Consider the following 17,465-nt stretch of genomic DNA (forward strand, 5'->3'; position numbering starts at 1 on the left):
TCATGGGCGCCAAGCGAATCTCGGACAAGCTGGTGAGCTGGGCCTCGCAGCTGGACGAGGTCACGATCAGCCAGGCCCTGCGCTCATCGCGCCTGCCGGTGGTCAGCGGGCACATCGCCCTCATGGCCGACGCCCACTTCGGGCTCGGCGCCACCGTCGGCAGCGTTATACCGACCACCTCGGCGCTCATCCCCGCCGCCGTAGGCGTCGACATCGGCTGCGGCATGATCGCCGCCCAGACCGACCTGCCGGCCTCCCACCTGCCCGACGACCTAAAGCCTCTGCTGGGAACCCTGGAGAAGAAGATCCCTTCCGGTGTCGGCGAGGGCCACAAGGAGCCGCTTCCCGAGGCCGAACGCTGGCTGGCCGCCCACCGGCCGCACAGCATCCTCACCGAACGGCAGGTCCAAAAGACCCTGACCCAGTTCGGCACACTGGGAAGCGGCAACCACTTCTTCGAGGTCTGCCTGGACGAGTCCGACACGGTCTGGGTGGTGCTGCACTCCGGCTCCCGGGGAATCGGCAACCAGCTGGCTCAGGGGTACATCAAGACCGCGCAGAAGTACGTGAAGGCGCTCGAGATCAGCCTGGAGGACAAGGATCTCGCCTACCTCGACGAGGGCACCCCCGAGTTCACCGCCTACCTGGCCGACCTGACGTGGGCCCAGGACTACGCCCGGGCCAACCGGGACGCCATGATGGACGCCGGCCTGGCCGCCCTGTTCAAATTCGCCGGGCGGGGCCGCACCCGGCGCCGGATCAACTGCCACCACAACTACACCGCCCGGGAGGAGCATTTCGGCCGAGAGATGTGGATCACCCGGAAGGGCGCGATCAAGGCCGGCCCCGACGACCTCGGGGTGATACCGGGGAGCATGGGGACCCGCTCCTACATCGTCCGGGGCAAGGGGAACCCCGAGAGTTACAACTCGTGCAGCCACGGCGCCGGCCGGGCGATGTCCCGCACCGCGGCCCGCAAGCAGTTCAAGGGGGCCGACCTGGCAAAGGCCATGCAGGGCAAGACGTGGCAGAGCGGGGACGCCTCGGCGCTGGTCGACGAGATTCCCCAGGCCTACAAGGACATCGACCAGGTGATGGCGGACCAGCAGGACCTGGTCGAGGTCCAGCACACCCTGCGCCAGATCCTGAACTACAAGGGAGTCCGCTAGGCCGGGGTTCTCCATCGTTCGGCCAGCTCGAGGACCGGCTCGACCAGCAGCTCGGGCATCGACAGGCCGGCCAGGATCTCCTCGGCGAACGTGTCCTCGGTCTCGGTGACCGCGGCGACGAGCCCCTCGTACCGGGCCGGGCGGTAGCCGAGCAGGACGTCCCGTGCGGTCTCAGCCGGCAGCCGGTCCCGGAACTTCACGTGCAGCAGGGTGAGGCCCTGCGGGACGTCTCCCTTGCGCTCCGGAATGAGAATGACCGGGCGGCCGTCGCTGCGGCCAACGGTCACCTCAACCTCCGCCTTCTCCAGTGCAGCCCGCTTGGTGCCCCTAAGGCGCGGGTCGGTCTCGGTGCGGGAACGCATCTCGGCGGCCACGCCTCCCCGGTCCCTGACGTGGATGGTGGCCCTCCCCGACCGGACGTCGCCCTCCACCACGTAGCGGGTGAAGCCGGTGATCCTCTCGACCGCCGGGTCCAGGGCCGCCAGCGTGCGCAGGGTGCGGTAGCCGAGCAGCTCTGTCCCGGCGCCCACCCGCATGACCTCCTTGACCAGCGGCACCCCGAACAGGCCCTCCTCGGAGCGGGAGATGCCCACCGTGACCGTCTTGGCCTGGTGCTTCACGGCGTCGATCGAACGGGTCAGGTCGTCGATGGCTTGCGTCAGAACCGTCACCAGCTCGTCCAGGAACGCCCGGGGGCCGGCGCCCGACCCCCGCTCCATCTCGTAGGTCTCGAAGGGCAGGTCGCCGATTGCGCAGCGCAGCAGTATCCCCAGCCGCATGGCCGGTCCGAGGTTCATCACCCCGTCGCAGCCGCCGTCGCTGACCGCCTCCAGGAACTTGCGGGCCGATGGCTTGACCCGCGGCCCCAGGTGCAGCAGGACCGAGCCGGCGGTGAGCCCGGCGCTGGCCAGCTCCTGGATGGCAGCCCGTATCTCCCGGAGCGGCAGCGCCCAGGAGTCGATGGTTAGAGCCGCCTCGTAGCCGAAGAGGTGGCCGGCCATCGCGGAGAGGACGAAGTCGACCCGCGGGTGGACCGAGGGGACCAGGATGCTGTCGACCGAGTCGAACGCCTTCTGGCCCCTGGTGGCCACGACTATCGGCGCCGCCTTGTGGGCCCGGTAGATCGCGATCTCCTTCTGGACGTCGGTGGCGTTGGAGCCCTCGAGCCCCGCGGCGCAGACCAGGATCATCGGCTCGGCCGAGAGGTCGATGTGCTTTTTGTCCTCGATCGAGTCGCAGGCCACCGACTTGTAGCAGAGCTCGGAGAGCTTGATCCGCACCTCGGCGGCGGCCACACGGTTGGGCCCGCTGCCGACGACGGCCCAGTAGCGGCGTCGAGCGGCGTGCCGGCCTGCGATGCCGGCGATCTGGTCCCGCATGTCGAGGACCTCGCCCATGGCGTCCGGCAGGTCGAGCAGGGAGCCCAGCAGGGCCGACGACTTCGTCCGGTCCCCGCACCCGGCGGCGTCGGCCATCGCCAGGGCCAGCAGGAATCCGGCCGCGACCTGGGCGTAGAAAGCTTTGGTCGACGCTACGCTCATCTCCAGGTCGCGGCCGTCGGAGGTGTGGACCACTCCGTGGGACTTCTCCGCCAGCTCGGTGTTGCGGCGGTTCACGATGGCGACGACGGCGGCCCCCCGGGCGGTGACCATGTCGACGGTGCGGTTGGTGTCGGTGGTGGTCCCGGACTGGCTGATGGCGATCACAACGGTGTCCTGCATGTCGTCTGCGAGGCCGAAGCCCGAGAGCTCGGACGCAGTAGTCGCGGTCACGGTGACGTCCAGCGGCGCCAGGGCATCCTCCACCGCTCCGGCGACCGACTGTCCGGCAACCGCAGCGGTGCCCTGACCGATCACGATCACCCGGCGGTACCTGCCCTCCTTCAGACCCTCCCGAAGGGAGTCCGGCAGCGCCTTGGCGTCCAGGAGGACCTCGAGAGCCCCGTCCCGCTCGACCACCCGGCCCCTCAGGGTCTTGCGGAACGACTCGGGGGCCTCGGTGATCTCCTTCAAAAGGAAGTGGGGAAAGCCCCGGCGGTCGATGTCCCGGGTGGTGATCTCCGGGTACTGCAGGTCCTCGTCGGTGACCTCGACGACCCTGCCGTCGTAGCCCCGGCGGTCGATGCCCTCAACGGTTCCCGCGCCGTTTGCATCCAGGATAACCAGCCGTCCGGCGGTGTTGTCGCCGTCGATCCGCAGGTAGGACTCTGCCTCCTCGATGACGCCGTACGGCTCGCTGGCCACCACAAAAGCGTCCTCGGCCAGGCCGACGTAAAGGCCCTGCCCGCTCCCCCGAACGGCGAGGTGGAGCTTCTCCGGGGCGATCGCCGAGCTGGCCACGATCGCCATCGACCCCTCGAGCTCCGCCATGGTGGCGGCAAACGCGTCGTCGAGCGGCTCCCCTGCGCCGATGCGGCGGGAGGCCAGCACCGGGATGACCTTGGCGTCGGTGGTGATCACCGCTGCGATGTCCAGGGACTGTTGCGACACCAGCGTCGGGTAGTTGTCGATGTCCCCGTTCAGCACCGCAACCAGGTGGGGCGCATCCAGTGCCGGCCGATCCTCCTCCAGGCCGTCGAGTGGGTGGGCGTTGGCCTCCGAGATGGTCCCGACGCTGGCCCACCGGGTGTGCCCCAGGACCGTGGCGCGGGCCGATTCCGACTGCAGCGCCTTTCGGAGCAGTTGGTCGTTGAGGATTCCCCGGCGGATCGCCGCGACGTTGTCGCCGAGCTCCCCGATCTCGGCGGCGGCCTTGTAGACGAAGCCCAGGGCGCCCGGGGCCGTCCGGACGACGCCGGAGGTGAACAGGGGGTCGTCGCGGCGGGCGATGAGCTTGGCCACGGAGGGCTCGTCCAGGTCCAGGCCGTGGTCCCAGACCAGCACGTGTACGCCTGCCGAGTCACGACCGCGCACCTCCAGGCGGTCGATGGCCGCCAGGGCGGTCTGGATCGAGCCGTAGGACTCGATGGCCGAGCAAGACGGGTTCTGACCGGCGAGGGAGGCCAGCTCCCGGGCGGTCCCCAGACGGTCGTGCTGCACCGCCCACAGGCGGTCCTTCACGTCTACGAGGCCGGCGTTGACCCGCTCCAGCTCATCGGGGGAAACGGTTCCCGGAGTTGCGTCGATCCGGGAGTCCAGCTCTTCGACCTTACCGGCTATCCGAGCCGCCAGGTCCTCGAGCTCCCCGGCCAGCGCCGGCTCGGTGACCAGAGCAGTTGCTCCGGGCGTGCCCTTGAGCAGGGCGTTGACCTCGCCCAGGTGCTCCCCAGCCGAATGCAGCCGCTCCACCAGGGGCGTTTCCGGGGCCGACAGGTGCCGGAGGGCGGCCTCCATCCCCCCGACCAGCGCGGCGCGGTCGGGGGCGGGCCGTCCCGACCTTCTCTTGAGCACTGCGATGATCCCGCACATGCCCTAGTCCCCCGCCCTAGCCGGCAAATGGACGGCCGAAATCTGTATTTGCATTCCGACCAGCCTACCAACGGTTGCGGCGGGCAACGTTCCGGCCCGAGTGGAACGACGAAGACGACTAATTGTCCTCGTCGCTGTCCTCGTCGCTGCCGGGGTCGCCCTCATCGCCGTCGCTGCCGCTCGAAGAGTCGTCCCTGCGGCCCGACGACGAGCCCCCGTCCTCGCCGGACTCCTCTTCCGCGCCGTCGGGGCCGGAACCGCCCGAGGGTGCCGACTGCCCCGTCCCGGCGTCCGTGCCGCCGCCCGCAGGCGGGCCGGCCTGGGCCTGGGTGTCGTCGTCGTTGTCCGGCACGGCGGCCGGGGCAGAGCCGGTCGACCGGCCGGACGTGGTTCTGGAGCCGGAGGACCGTGCGCTGGACGCACCTGCTTGCGGGGCGATGCCCGTCGGGGGCTCACCGGCCTCGGGTGACGGGGTGGCTGATGCGGTAACCGAGGGCGATGGGCTTGGTGTGGCGCTGCGCCCGGGAGACGGGCTCAGGGCTTCCAGGGTCCTCTCGGCCGGCGTCTGGTCGGAACACGCGCCCAGCAGGAGAAAAAGTGCGAGCGCGAGCAGACCCGGGAGGGGACGAAGACGGCTGCTCATTGGGGGGCTTCCTTTAAGTGTGGGAAAAGAATCTTCCTCTCAAAGGGTGCAGCGGCGCAAGCCGGATCGGGCCAAACCCTACGGTTTCGGCGCCAGCTTCTCCGCACCGACCAGCTCCAGCGTGCCGGCCGGGCTGTCGCCCTCCGCTGTCAGGGTGAGGATCTCAACGCCGGTCTCGGTCACGATCACCGTGTGCTCGAACTGGGCGGTGGGGAGCAGGTCGTTGGCCGCCACCGTCCACCCGTCGCTCCACATGTGGTGGTTCGGTGAGCCGGCGGTGATCATCGGCTCGACGGTGAACGTCATGCCCGGCTCGAAGGGCGTGGTGTCCCAGTCGTGCACCGTGTGGTTGACGTGCGGCGCAGCGTGGAACACCGAGCCGATTCCGTGGCCCCCGTAGTCGACGACCACACCGAAGCCGTGCGCGAACGCGTAGGGCTGGATCGCCGCCCCGATTGCGTTCAACGGGCGGCCGGGGGCTACGGCGGCGATCCCCCGCAGCGTCGCATCCCTGGTGACGTCGATCAGGGCCTGAAGGGAAGGGTCGATCTCACCGACGCCGAAGGTAGCCGACGTGTCCCCGTGCATCCCCTCGATGAACGCGGTGACGTCGACGTTGACTATGTCGCCCTCCTGCAGAGGCCGGTCGTCGGGGATGCCGTGGCAGATGACCTCGTTGACCGAGGTGCAGATCGACTTCGGGTAGCCCTTGTAGGTCAGGGTCGACGGGTAGGCCCCGCGGCCGACGTAGGCCTCGTGGGCGACCTGGTCCAGGAAGTCGGTGGTGACGCCGGGCCGGACCTCGCGGCCAACCGCCTCCAGCACCTCGGCCGCGACCCTGCAGGCGACCCTCAGGCGGTCCAGAGACTCCCCGGAGTTGATCTGGTAGGCGGAGGACGTGACCGGCAGGCTGCCCATGACGTAGTCGGGACGGACTATGCCCGCAGGGACCTCCTTCACCGGGCCGACGTTGCCCGGCTGCACCGGCTTTAGCCTCATCGACCTCTGGTCGCCGTGACACCTTTTGAACTTGCGGCCGCTGCCGCACCAGCAGGGGGCGCTCCCCCTGAGGCGCGTGGTCACCGGCGTCCTCCGCGGAGCGAGGTGGCCTGCCTGACCCAGCAGGCGCTGTGGTAGTGGCGGCGGTCCTCGGGCTTTCCGTTGGGAACCGCAACCGTGTGCGGAGTGCCCGGCTCCACCCACCCCTCGCAGTAGGGACAGCGGTAGCGCTTCTCGTCGTTGGAGGTCCTGCGGACCTCAAATCCGTCGACCCGCCCGGTGGCAGGGCCGAGAAGGGAGGTTTCGAGGGTGCGCAGGTCGAGCCCGGCGCCTGCCGTGCGGTTCTTATAGGGGCCCGATCCGCCCCTTCGTGTACGGCTGGCCACCTCTAGTAGCCGAGCTCGTTCTGGCTTGCGACGTACTGGCTGACCGCCTCGACCCAGGGGATGAGGCCGCCGCAGGTCGGGCAGGCCGACACGTCCTTCTCGACATCGATCAGCGCCACGTGGCGGGGCGCCAGCTGGTTCCTCAGGTGCGCCACGAGGTCGTCGGGCTGCGGCTCCTGGTCGGGAGGCAACATCCCCTCGTCGGACATCCACCCGGCCAGGCCCTGGACCTCCAGGTCGGACAGGTCCTCGATGAGCGGCGCGACCAGATACGCAGGGATCCAGAACTGCAGCTCCTGGCCGCAGCGGTGACGGATGCCGAGCATCATCGCTCGATCGTTTGAAGTCATATAGATATTGTCCCCCAGATCGCCGATTTCAGGCAGCGGCCTTCCGCCTGCAATGAATTTGCGGGAGCCGCCACCAACCGCCAGACTTCGGACAGGCCGACCGAAAAAGGAGGACCACGATGTACGGAACCGTTGCCAGATTGACAGCCAAACCCGGCTCCCGGGACGCGCTGGATGAGATCGCGCGCCAGGTGCAGGAGGAAAAGCCCGCCGGCCTCGTGGCCTCGTACATCTACCAGATGGACTCCGACCCCAACGAGTACTACCTCGCGGTCGTCTTCGAGTCCCGGGAGTCCTACCGGGCGAACGCAGAGAGCCCGGAACAGAACGCGCGCTACGAGAGGTGGCGGGCCGAGCTGGAGGCCGACCCGGAGTGGCACGACGGCGAGGTCGTCAGCATTGCAGGCGGCTCCTAGCTCGTCCCTCCCCGCCGGTCATCAAGTAACCTCGAGTCTCCGGGGCCCGCCGCAGTTTGACCGCGGGCGCCGGGGGAAGATCTGAATCTTCACGAGGTCAAGGAGGACCGATGGTTTCTGTGAACTCAACAATGATGCCCCTGGGCAGCGAGATGCCCCCTTTTGAGCTCCCCGACCCCACCGGGCAGACCGTCGCCGGCTCGAGCTTTCAGGGGACTCCCCTGCTGGTGATGTTCATCTGCAACCACTGTCCCTACGTGAAGCACATCCGGCCCCGCCTGGCCGAGGTAACCAAGGACCTGGCGGGCAGGGGCCTGGCCGTGGTCGGCATCAACAGCAACGACTCCGAGCTCTACCCCGACGACTCGCCCGAGGCGATGAAGGCCGAAGCTGAAGAGTTCGGCTACACCTTCCCCTACCTGGTCGACGAGGACCAGAGCGTGGCGAAGGCTTTCCGCGCCGCCTGCACGCCGGACCTGTTCCTGTTCGACGGCGAGGGCAAACTGGCCTACCGGGGCCAGTTCGACTCCAGCCGGCCGAAGAACAACGAGCCGGTGACCGGCGCCGACCTGATGGCCGCCGCCGAGGCGGTGCTGGAGGGGCGTCCCGTGCCCGAGGACCAGCGACCGAGCATCGGCTGCAACATCAAGTGGAAGCCCGGCAACGAGCCGGATTACTTCGGGTAATCGATTGCGCTTACCCGGGCCCCGGCTTCGTAAGGGTCTGGGCATCGCGGCCGTCGCCGGAATTGTTCTGCTGGCGGTGATCCAGCTGGTCCCCTACGGCCGGGACCACACCAACCCGCCCGTTGTGCGGGAGCCCAACTGGGACACGCCGCTGACCGCCAACTTGGTCGACCGGGCCTGCTACGACTGCCACAGCAACCAGACCCGCTGGCCCTGGTACTCGAATGTCGCCCCGATGTCCTGGTTCGTCTACCGCGATGTGATCGCCGGCCGGGAGGAGCTGAACTTCTCCGAGATGGGCCGGGACGACAACGAGACGGACAAGGCGGCCGAAACCGTGGAAGACGGCGAGATGCCGCCGTTCCGATACGAGGTCAACCACCCGGAGGCCCGCCTGGACGACACCGAGCGGCAGGCCCTGATCCGCGGCCTGCAGGAGACGCTGGAACTCTCTCAATCGGCTGTGGGCACAGACGACTGACGGTGGTATCTTCGGAATATGTGCCGGAGCATCAAGAAGCTGCGCAACCCGGAAGAGCCCGCTACCCCCGACGAGATCCAGGCGGCCGCCCTTCAGTTCGTCCGTAAGATCAGCGGCTACCCCAGGCCCTCGACCGCCAACAGCGCGGTCTTCTACGGGGCGGTCAAGGAGATCACCGAGTCGGCTGAGCGGCTGCTGGACGGCCTCGTAAGCCGGCCCGCTCCGCAGCCCCCCCACCCCGAGCCCCAGGCGGTTTCCCAGGGCTAGAAGTTTTTTCAAGTTGGGTGGCTTTTTCGGCATCTTTCACAATTCTCCGAGGATAGACTCCCGGACACGATGGCTAAGAAGCGGACGGTCTTCTCCACCTCGCTGGTCGCTGCGATCGCGCTCGTCGCGGGCGTCGCCGGCCTGGTGGCAGGGCGGGCCACCGGCACCGCTACCACGGGCGGGGGCGGCGGCGACGGCGGAGCGGCCAGCGGCAAACGTATCGACGTCATCATCAAAGCCAGCGACTCCTCCTTCTGGCAGGTCATGCTCGCCGGCGCCAAGCAGGCGGGCGACGACTTCGGAATCGGCGTATCCACCTTCGGCCCGACCTCCGAGACCAACATCGACGAGCAGGTCCAGCTGGTCGAGAACTCCATCTCCCGGGGCGCCGACGGCATGGTCATTGCCGCCAACTCCTCCTCCGCTCTCAACTCGGCAATCGACCGTGCCCGGGCCGCCGGCATCAAGGTGATCACGGTCGACACCCGTGTCACCACCGAGTCCGAGGCGTTCATCGGGACCGACAACGTCAAGGCCGGGGTGCAGGCCGGTGAGAAGATGTGCGAGTTCCTGAAGGGGCTGGGCCAGAGCAGCGGGGCTGTGCTGGTCGAGTCGTCCGTGGCCGGCATCCAGTCGCTCGTCGACCGCGAGTCCGGTTTCCGGCAGGGCCTGGCAACCGGCTGCCCGAACATCGACGCTTCACTGCAGCGGTACAACAACAACGACATCAACACCGCGGCCTCTCAGGTCAACGACGCCCTGACCGCCAACCCGAACCTACGCGGCGTCTTCGCTGCAAACAACACCTCGGGGATCGGGGCCGCCCGGGCGGTCCAGGACAACAACGCCGCCGATCGCATCCCGGTGGTCGCCTTCGACTCCGACCCGCAGGAGAACGCGGCCCTCGAGGCCGAGACCATCGACGCCCTGGTGGTCCAGAACCCCTACTTCTTCGGCTACCAGGGGGTGGTGCTGGCCGCCATGGCGACGGTCGACCGCATCCCACCCCGGGAGATCGACCCGGGGGCAGTCGTGGCGACGAAGGAGAACATGACCGAACCCGAGGTACTGGCGCTCCTGGAGCCGCCCACCGCCGAAGCGGACGCGTGAGCGAGGCGGGAAGCGACCGAACCCCGGTTCTGGAGTTGAAGGACGTCTCGAAGGCGTTCGGGCCGGTCCAGGCATTAAGCAACGTCTCGCTGACGCTGTACCCGGGCCAGGTCCACTGCCTGGCGGGTGAAAACGGCGCAGGGAAGTCGACGCTGATCAAGGTGCTCACCGGAGCGATCACCCGGGACTCGGGAACCTTCGAGATCGAGGGCAAGCCGGTCACCACGCCAACCCCGGCCGCCCTCCGGGCTGCGGGGGTCCAGGCGGTGTACCAGGAGCTCAGCCTCCTCCCCCACCTCTCGGTCGAGGAGAACCTGTTCATGGGCCGGCTTCCATCGGCCAGAGGGTTGCTGAAGAGGGGCGAGCTGACCAAACGAGCCGCCAAGGCGCTGGCCGAGGTTGGGCTGACCGACCTGGACCCCGGCACCCTGGTCGAGCGCCTCCCGGCCGCGACGAAGCAGCTGGTGGAGATCGCCAAGGTCCTGACGGCCGAGACCGTGAAGGTGATCGTCTTCGACGAGCCGACCACCGCCCTCACCGAGGAGGAGTCGGCCCGCCTGCTGGACCACATCCGCCGCCTGAGGGAGCGCGGGGTCGCGATGCTCTACATCACGCACCGCCTGGAGGAGATGTTCGCCATCGGAGACTGGGTGACGATCCTGCGGGACGGCGGCCTGTCGCAGTCCGGTCCGATGAGCGGCTACGACGAGAACCGCCTGATCACCGCGATGGTGGGCAGGGAGATCAGCTCCCTCTACCCGCCGTCTGCCGAGTCCACCAAAACTCCGGTCCTCAAGGTCAGCAACCTCCGCCGGGTCGCCGGCGGCCCTGCGATCAGCTTCGAGCTGAACCAGGGCGAGATTCTGGGGATCGGCGGGCTGCTGGGTTCGGGTCGGAGCGAGCTGCTCTTGTCGATCTTCGGCGCCGACCCGATCGTAGAGGGGGAGATCGAGGTCGCCGGCAAGAAGGTTCAGCCCCGGGGGCCTAGGACGATGATGAGCGCGGGCATCGGGCTGCTCACCGAGGACCGCAAGGTCCTGGGCATCCTTCCGCAGCTGTCGATCCGGGAGAACGTCACGATCGCCAGCCTGCGCCGCGGGTCCCGCAAAGGCCTGCTGCCGGGCAAGGAGCAGGCGGACGAGGCAGACCGTCTCCTGGACAGCCTGCGCCTCAGGGCCGGCTCCTACGAGCAGCCGGTCTCCACCCTCTCCGGCGGCAACCAGCAGAAGGTCCTGCTCGCCCGCTGGCTCCTCACCAAGCCCAAGGTGCTGGTGTTCGACGAGCCGACGAAGGGCATCGACGTGGGGGCCAAGGGTGAGATCTACAAGATCATCGGCGACCTGGCGGCAAGCGGGCTGGGCATCATCGTCGTCTCCTCCTACCTGCCCGAGCTGCTGGGCCTCGCCGACCGCGTCCTGGTGCTGCGTGGGGGCGCCGTCAGCGGCGAGCTGGGCCGGGCGGCATCGGAGGAAGACGTTCTGCGACTGGCAAGCGGCCGGGGGCAGCCCGCCGGGGAGGTGGCCTAAGTGAAGTTGATGTGGCGTGAAGACATCCCTACTACAACCATCCGTTCCCGGCCCACCGAAACCACAGTCGAGATCCAGGGCGAGAAGGTCCCGGGAGGCGCCGAGGACGTCGAATCCGCCGAGGCCGCCCCTGTAACCCCGTCCGGCCACCGGGTTCTCCGGCTCTCGGACATCGCCGGCCGGGAGAGTGGCGGCCTGATGGTGCTGCTGGTGGCGGTCGGCGCCCTGACCCTGGCCAGCGAGGAGTTCCTGACCGCCAGCAACCTGTCCAACCTCGCCCGCCAGGTAGCGATCTTCGGCATCCTCGCCGTCGGCCAGCTTCTGGTGATCCTCACCTCCGGAATCGACCTTTCCGTCGGCTCGGTGCTGGGCCTGTCGGGCGCGGTGACCGCCCAGCTGCTGGTAGCCGGCGTGCCGGTTCCGATCGCGATAGTCGTCGGCATCCTCCTGGGCGGGGCTCTGGGCCTCGTCAACGGCCTGCTGGTCACCAAGGCGAAGCTTCCGCCGTTCATCGCAACCCTGGGTATGCTCGGCATAGCCCGGGGGGCGGTCCTGGTCATCACCAAGGCGAACACCATCCAGCCGCTTCCCGAGGGGTTCCAAGAGATTGCGAACGGGACGATATTCGGCATCCCCAACCTGCTCCTCATCGCCGCGGTGGTCACCGTCGCCGTCCACTTCGTCCTCACCAGGACCGTGTTCGGGCGCTACATCTACGCCGTGGGGTCCAACCCGGAGTCGGCCCGGCTGGCCGGTGTGCCGGTCAGGCTGGTGCTGGTCTCCGTCTACGCCATCTGCAGCCTCCTGGCGGGACTGGGGGGTGTCCTGCTGGCTTCCCGGCTGGGTGCCGGCATCCCAACTGCGGGGACCGGGTTCGAGCTGCAGGCCATCGCGGCCTGCGTGATCGGCGGCGCCAGCCTTTTCGGTGCCAAGGGCAGCGCACTCGGCGCCGCCGCAGGCGCGCTGATCATGGGCGTGCTGACCAACGGCGGGAACCTGCTCAACATCCAGGCGTTTTACCTGCAGATCGCGATCGGCGTCCTGATCCTGGTGGCGGTCGGGTTCGACCAGCTGAACAGCCGCTCCTCCGCCCACTCATGAGGGTGCCGGTCTGACCGCGACGCCCCGTCCCCTCTACGGCGGGATCGAGCTGGGCGGCACGAAGGTGATCTGCTGCGCCGGCCACTCGGGCGAGGAGATCGTCGACTCCGATCGGAGCCCCACCTCGACCCCGGACCAGACGATGCGCTGGGCCGTGGGGCGCCTGGAGGCGTTTCAGCAGGAGCACGGCCATCTGGACGGCATCGGGATCGCCGCCTTCGGGCCCATCGACCTTCTGCCCTCCTCCCCGACCTACGGGAGGCTGCTCAACACCCCGAAGGCCCAGTGGTCCGGCGCAGGCGTCATCGACCCGGTCAGGCGGTCGTTCGACGTGCCCATCGGCCTGGCCTCCGACGTCGAGGGGGCCGCTCTGGCCGAGGGCCTGTACGGCGCCGCCCGGGGGGCGGGGACATTTGTCTACATCACGATCGGCACCGGGATCGGGGCCGGGGTGATAACGAACGGCCGGCCGGTCCGGGGGGTTCTGCACCCCGAGATTGGGCACATCCCGGTCCCCCGGCAGCCGGGCGACGCCTTCCCCGGCGGCTGCCCGTTCCACAGCGACTGCCTCGAGGGTATGGCCAGCGGCCCGGCCATGGCCGGACGGTGGGGACGGCCGGCCGAGGAGATGTCCGGCGCTCTGCGGGACAAGGCGATGTCGATGGAGGCTGCGTACCTCGCTGCGGGTTTGAGGACGATAGTCCTGGCCTTCGCCCCCGAGCTGGTGGTGGTAGGCGGCGGGCTGGGGTTGACGCCCGGCCTGCTGCCCAGGCTGCGCAACGCGCTGGAGGCGAGCCTGGGGGGATATCCCGGGCTCGACACGTTCACCAGGCCCGGCTTTCTCCGGGCGGCCAAGCTGGGTGGAATGGCCGGTCCGGGCGGCGCCCTGGTGCTCGCGCAGCGGGCTCACCGGCATAATCCCCGCGCCGAAGCGCCGGTTGGAGAATAATGCGAGACCTTGGTTTTGCGTTCCCGGCACCGAAAGGACGACAATTTCCCACATGAATGAAGAAGAGCGTTTTCAGGCCTACCTGATGAGCAAGGACCCGCAGGGAAGGCCCGTGTGGGCACCCGACCCGAATGAGGTCGTCAAACCGCCGATGAACGAGCGGCCGATGATGAACTTCATCAAGGCATTCCTCCACATCGGCGACCGCCCCTACTAGTCGTCGATCGCCTGGTAGACCGAAGTCCAGAAGTCCTCGTAGATCCCTGAGGGGAACACCTCCACCTGGGTCATGAGCAGGGCGTGCAGGTTCTCGGTGGGGTCGGCGTACCAGGACGTCCCGGTGCCCCCGTCCCAGCCGAAGCGCCCGGGGACCGACGCAATGTCGTCCCGGCGGGTGACAATCGAGACCCCGAACCCCCAACCCCGGTTGTCCCAGAACCCCGGGAAGAACGGCGATGCGGCCTTCTGCGCCCGGGTGATGTGGTCCGTGGTCATCGTCTCGACGCTCGGCCTCGCCAGCAGGCGCCCGCCCGGGCAGCGGCCGTTGTCGAGCATCATCTGTCCGAACTTCGTGTAGTCCTGGGCGGTCGACGCCAGCTCCATTCGCCCGATCCAGCCGCCGTCCTTCAGGTCGTCTTTGTTGGCCTTCAGCTTCCCGGCCGACTGGCTGAACCGGTAGGAGCCGGCCAGTCGCTCCATCTTGGCTTCGGGGACCGTGAAGCTTGTGTCGGGCATCTCCAGGGGGTCGAATATGCGATCCCTGAGGAAGTCCTCCAGCGACATGCCCGAAGCCCGGGACATCAGCACCCCGAGCACCGCAAACGAGGTGTTGTACATCCACTTCTCTCCCGGCTGCGCCATCAGCGGGAGCGACCCCAGGCGGCGGATCCACTCGTCGGGCTCCAGGGCGGAGTTCTCCGGTCCGATGGTGCCTATCTCCTGCTCGACGACCGCCTCGACGATCGGGAAGTGGTCGGAGGGCTCCATGATGCTGCCGAATCCCATGCGCTGGGTGAGCAGGTCCCTCAGGGTGATCGGCCGCTCTGCCGGCACGGTGTACTCCAGCGGGCCGTCGATGAGCTTGAGGACCTTGCGGTCGGCCATCTCGGGGAGCAGCCGGTCGACGGGCTCGTCCAGACCCAGCTTGCACTCCTCCACGAGGATCATGGCCCCGACTGCGAACACCGGCTTGCTGAGCGAGGCGATGCGGAAGATGGTGTCGCTGGCCATGGGGCCGCCGTCCAGCGATTTGGACCCGAGGGCGTCGAAGTGGGTCTCCCCCCGCCTGCTCACCATCGTGACCAGACCCGGCAGGTCTCCCCGCTCGACATAACCCGACATGACGTCGTGCATCCTTCGAAGCCGCACCTCCGACAACCCCCCACCAGCCATTCGCAACCTTTCTTCACGCCCGTTCGTACCGTCCCAACCTAACCGGACTCGGGCGAATTACCGGTCATTCCCGGTCAAGTCCTTCCAGGAACCGGCCGGCGAGCCACTCGGTGACGGCCCGCGCCCCCGAGGCGTTGAACAGCTCCCGCTGGCGTTCGGCCCCGCTGTTCCCGGCGATCTGCCGGGCGTGTGCCAGGTGCTCGGTCCCGCCGAGACGGGCGGCCGCCGGACCGATCAGTTCGAGCAGCTCGTCGATGGAATCCGCAACCGGCCGCAGTTCCCCGGTCTCCAGGTCGATCAGCGTCGCCTTCATGCCTGCGTGCAGGGCCGACCAGCGGTTTTCGTTGATCTGCCAGCTGGGGACGGTTGCCGGGAGGTCGCCGGCGTCGAACCGATCCGCCAGCCAGGCAGCGGTCCCCGCCGCCACCGCTCCTATCGCCAGTGCCTCCTGCAGGGTGGTCTGGCCGTCGGGAACCCGGATCTCCAGGGTTCCCAGGGCCCCGTGGAGCCGCATCTCCCACCACCACTCGGCGGGCCGGCCCATACGCTCCCGCTCCATGCCCCAGTTGAGGGCGTAGGCGTACTCGTCGAAGCTCTCCAGCGGCGGCGGCACCCCCATGCGGGGCAGCATGCCGGACAACAGCGGCCGCATCGAGGCGAGCGTGGTGTCCCGCCCGCCGTAGATCGGGGAGTTGGCGGCCAGGGCCGCAATCTGCGGGAGGTAGGAGCGCATGGCGTTGTACACCGCCAGCGTCTTGCCGGGCCCGCCCAGCCCGACGTGCAGGTGAAGCCCGCAGACCAGCTGCTGGCGCACGACGTCGCCGTACTTTGCGAGAAGCCTCTCGTACCGCTCGCCGGCGTTGACGACGCCGAAGCGGTCGCCGAACGGGTGGACCCCGGCGATGGCCGGCCGAGCCCGGCCGCCCATGTGGGCGGCCAGCAGGCGGCGGCACTCGGCCAGCTCCATGGCCAGGGCGTCGAAGCTGGTGGCGGGGCGGCTGGCGATCTCCACGTGGGCCGCGGGCAGCTCGGCCTTGAACCTGTCGTCGAGGCCCGCGAGCAGCTCGACCCCCCGGGGCAGCAGGTCCAGGGTTTCCGGGTGGAGCACCATGATCTCCTCCTCCAGCCCGAAGGTGGTCCGGCCGGAGTCGACAAACCGCTCCGCCAGGGAATCGCCGGTGATCGGCGACGGCCACTTAGAGATCACGGATTAGCCCGGGCGGGTTGGGGGAACGGTAGCCGCGTGAGATTGATGAGACTGCCGGGAGTGCACCGGCCCGTGAGCGACACCTGGATGCTGGCCGCCGCGATGCGGGCGGAAGGCCTGGCCGGCAAGAGCGTCGTCGACCTCTGCACCGGAACCGGCGCTCTGGCCATCAGCGCCGCCAAGGGGGGCGCGGCGTCGGTGTCGGCGGTCGACCTGACCTGGCAGGCGGCCCTGTGCGCCCGGGTCAACTCGAAGGTCAACGGGGCCCGCGTGGAAGTGCTGCGGGGCGACCTGTTCGGTCCCCTCGGAGGGAGAAAGTTCGACATCATCGTTTCCAACCCTCCCTACATCCCTGCCGAGTCCGACGAGCTGCCGCGCCGGGGACCGAACATCCCCCTCGACGCCGGCTGCGACGGGCGGGCGCTGCTTGATCGTATCTGCCGGGAGGCGCCGGCCCACCTCAATCCCGGTGGAGCGATCCTGGTTGTCCACTCCTCGATCTGCGGCACCGAGCGGACGGTGGAGGACTTCGCCCGCTCCGGCCTCTCCCCCGAGGTGGTCGTCCGGGAGCCCGGGAAGCTCGGACCGGTGATGACCGCTCGAGCCGAGATGATGCGGGAGCGCGGCCTTCTGGGGGACGAGGACCTCGAGGAGATCGTCGTGGTCAGAGGCCGGCTCTCCGAGCGTCTGGTGGGCAGCCCCTAGGTTTCGTCAGCCGCCCAGCCGGTCGTAGGGCAGCGGGTTGGCCGGGGCCTGTACCGACACCTTCGAGTTCGGTTCCGTCAGCTTCAGCTCCAGCACGAAGTTGACCCCGGTGAAGCCCTCCAGCGCCTGCTTGAACGCCTCTGGAGGGTCCTTGCCGAGATCCATAGTCACCAGCAGGCTCCGCAGTATCCGGTCGTCCTTGCCGGTGACCATCGTCAGCTCGGCGTCTTCGACTGCCTCCTTCAACAGGTCGGCGTCCTCGCCCTCGATCTCGGGACGGTCTGCGCCGCCGTACTCCCGGGCGATGCCCAGCATGTCGTTGACCGCACGGACCACATCGAGCTCGCCGGTGATCGTCTCCACGTCTGACTCGTCCTCGCTTGCGACGACCTCCGAGTCGGGGACCCACTTGTCCAGTTTGAGCCCGGAGAACGGGCCTTTGCTGCCTGCGTCCTCGGAACCCTGCATCGACCCCACCCGGTCGTCCGGGAGCCGGTAGAACTGCTCTCCTCTCTTCAGGAAAGCGGCCTCTCCGGTCGACAAAAAGCCGAAGGTGTTCTCGGTTGTGCCGGCGAAGCGGGTGTAGGTGAGGTCGGCGACCGGCAGCCCCTCCCCTTCCGGCATGGAGAACGGGCCCTTGAGCTCGAAGCCGACCCTCTGGCCCTCGGCCG

Annotated in this window: 19 protein-coding genes; 11 read left to right on the top strand and 8 right to left on the bottom strand. The window is 68.6% G+C overall.

The genetic code is table 11. The features are described 5' to 3' along the window. The first annotated feature begins 2 nt into the window (after positions 1-2). Positions 3-1,169, top strand: a complete 1,167-nt coding sequence (locus tag VFV09_08370) for an RtcB family protein (protein ID HEU4867726.1) — start codon at positions 3-5, stop codon at positions 1,167-1,169. Here the strand turns inward: VFV09_08370 and VFV09_08375 are convergent. The 5 genes from VFV09_08375 to VFV09_08395 all read right to left on the bottom strand — a co-directional run bounded on the left by VFV09_08375 (position 1,166) and on the right by VFV09_08395 (position 6,954). Next, positions 1,166-4,576, bottom strand: a complete 3,411-nt coding sequence (locus VFV09_08375; protein HEU4867727.1) for an SIS domain-containing protein — start codon at positions 4,574-4,576, stop codon at positions 1,166-1,168. The two genes, VFV09_08370 and VFV09_08375, sit on opposite strands and share 4 nt — an antisense overlap. Before the next feature lie 118 nt (positions 4,577-4,694). Then, positions 4,695-5,219, bottom strand: coding sequence for a hypothetical protein (locus VFV09_08380; protein ID HEU4867728.1), 525 nt, complete (start codon positions 5,217-5,219; stop codon positions 4,695-4,697). 78 nt (positions 5,220-5,297) lie between these two features. After that, positions 5,298-6,302, bottom strand: coding sequence for a type I methionyl aminopeptidase (map, locus tag VFV09_08385; GenBank protein HEU4867729.1), 1,005 nt, complete (start codon positions 6,300-6,302; stop codon positions 5,298-5,300). Beyond that, positions 6,299-6,604 (bottom strand): ATP/GTP-binding protein, encoded by a 306-nt coding sequence (locus tag VFV09_08390; GenBank protein HEU4867730.1) that lies wholly within the window; start codon positions 6,602-6,604, stop codon positions 6,299-6,301. Before VFV09_08390 ends, map begins: the two co-directional genes overlap by 4 nt. Positions 6,605-6,606: 2 nt before the next feature. After that, complete coding sequence (locus tag VFV09_08395; GenBank protein ID HEU4867731.1) at positions 6,607-6,954, bottom strand: hypothetical protein; 348 nt, start codon at positions 6,952-6,954, stop codon at positions 6,607-6,609. A 119-nt stretch (positions 6,955-7,073) separates the two neighbouring features. Between VFV09_08395 and VFV09_08400 the strand changes: the two genes are divergently transcribed. From VFV09_08400 to VFV09_08440, 9 genes are all read left to right on the top strand, one after another. Further along, positions 7,074-7,370, top strand: coding sequence for an antibiotic biosynthesis monooxygenase (locus VFV09_08400; GenBank protein ID HEU4867732.1), 297 nt, complete (start codon positions 7,074-7,076; stop codon positions 7,368-7,370). Between the two features lie 110 nt (positions 7,371-7,480). Further along, positions 7,481-8,056 (top strand): thioredoxin family protein, encoded by a 576-nt coding sequence (locus tag VFV09_08405; protein HEU4867733.1) that lies wholly within the window; start codon positions 7,481-7,483, stop codon positions 8,054-8,056. A 4-nt stretch (positions 8,057-8,060) separates the two neighbouring features. Further along, a complete protein-coding gene (locus VFV09_08410; GenBank protein ID HEU4867734.1) occupies positions 8,061-8,537 on the top strand; it encodes a heme-binding domain-containing protein in 477 nt (158 codons plus the stop codon). Positions 8,538-8,555: 18 nt separating this feature from the next. Continuing rightward, a complete protein-coding gene (locus VFV09_08415) occupies positions 8,556-8,804 on the top strand; it encodes a DUF2277 domain-containing protein (protein HEU4867735.1) in 249 nt (82 codons plus the stop codon). 69 nt (positions 8,805-8,873) lie between these two features. Beyond that, the gene (locus VFV09_08420; GenBank protein ID HEU4867736.1) at positions 8,874-9,914 is read left to right on the top strand and encodes an ABC transporter substrate-binding protein; all 1,041 of its coding nucleotides are present in this window, start codon (positions 8,874-8,876) and stop codon (positions 9,912-9,914) included. Continuing rightward, positions 9,911-11,440: a sugar ABC transporter ATP-binding protein gene (locus VFV09_08425; protein HEU4867737.1), complete on the top strand. Its 1,530-nt coding sequence runs from the start codon at positions 9,911-9,913 to the stop codon at positions 11,438-11,440. The genes VFV09_08420 and VFV09_08425 overlap by 4 nt, the downstream gene beginning before the upstream one ends. Before the next feature lie 9 nt (positions 11,441-11,449). Then, positions 11,450-12,541 carry an ABC transporter permease gene (locus VFV09_08430; protein ID HEU4867738.1) on the top strand — a complete coding sequence of 364 codons (1,092 nt, stop codon included), beginning with the start codon at positions 11,450-11,452 and terminating at the stop codon, positions 12,539-12,541. Positions 12,542-12,584: 43 nt separating this feature from the next. Beyond that, positions 12,585-13,490 (top strand): ROK family protein, encoded by a 906-nt coding sequence (locus VFV09_08435; protein HEU4867739.1) that lies wholly within the window; start codon positions 12,585-12,587, stop codon positions 13,488-13,490. 52 nt (positions 13,491-13,542) lie between these two features. Continuing rightward, complete coding sequence (locus VFV09_08440; GenBank protein HEU4867740.1) at positions 13,543-13,707, top strand: hypothetical protein; 165 nt, start codon at positions 13,543-13,545, stop codon at positions 13,705-13,707. Here the strand turns inward: VFV09_08440 and VFV09_08445 are convergent. Together VFV09_08445 and VFV09_08450 are read right to left on the bottom strand one after the other, a co-directional pair. Next, positions 13,704-14,843: a serine hydrolase domain-containing protein gene (locus tag VFV09_08445; GenBank protein HEU4867741.1), complete on the bottom strand. Its 1,140-nt coding sequence runs from the start codon at positions 14,841-14,843 to the stop codon at positions 13,704-13,706. The two genes, VFV09_08440 and VFV09_08445, sit on opposite strands and share 4 nt — an antisense overlap. A gap of 103 nt (positions 14,844-14,946) precedes the next feature. Continuing rightward, a complete protein-coding gene (locus VFV09_08450) occupies positions 14,947-16,089 on the bottom strand; it encodes a YbdK family carboxylate-amine ligase (protein ID HEU4867742.1) in 1,143 nt (380 codons plus the stop codon). Between the two features lie 72 nt (positions 16,090-16,161). On the opposite strand from VFV09_08450, the gene VFV09_08455 reads away from it, so the two are divergent. After that, positions 16,162-16,794: a HemK2/MTQ2 family protein methyltransferase gene (locus tag VFV09_08455; GenBank protein HEU4867743.1), complete on the top strand. Its 633-nt coding sequence runs from the start codon at positions 16,162-16,164 to the stop codon at positions 16,792-16,794. A gap of 6 nt (positions 16,795-16,800) precedes the next feature. Here VFV09_08455 and VFV09_08460 read toward each other — a convergent pair. Beyond that, positions 16,801-17,465: hypothetical protein (locus VFV09_08460; GenBank protein ID HEU4867744.1), on the bottom strand; the 665-nt coding region annotated here is incomplete at its 5' end.

The sequence above is a fragment of the Actinomycetota bacterium genome (genome assembly GCA_035759705.1).
In the GTDB taxonomy this organism is placed as follows: Bacteria; Actinomycetota; CADDZG01; order JAHWKV01; family JAHWKV01; genus JAJCYE01.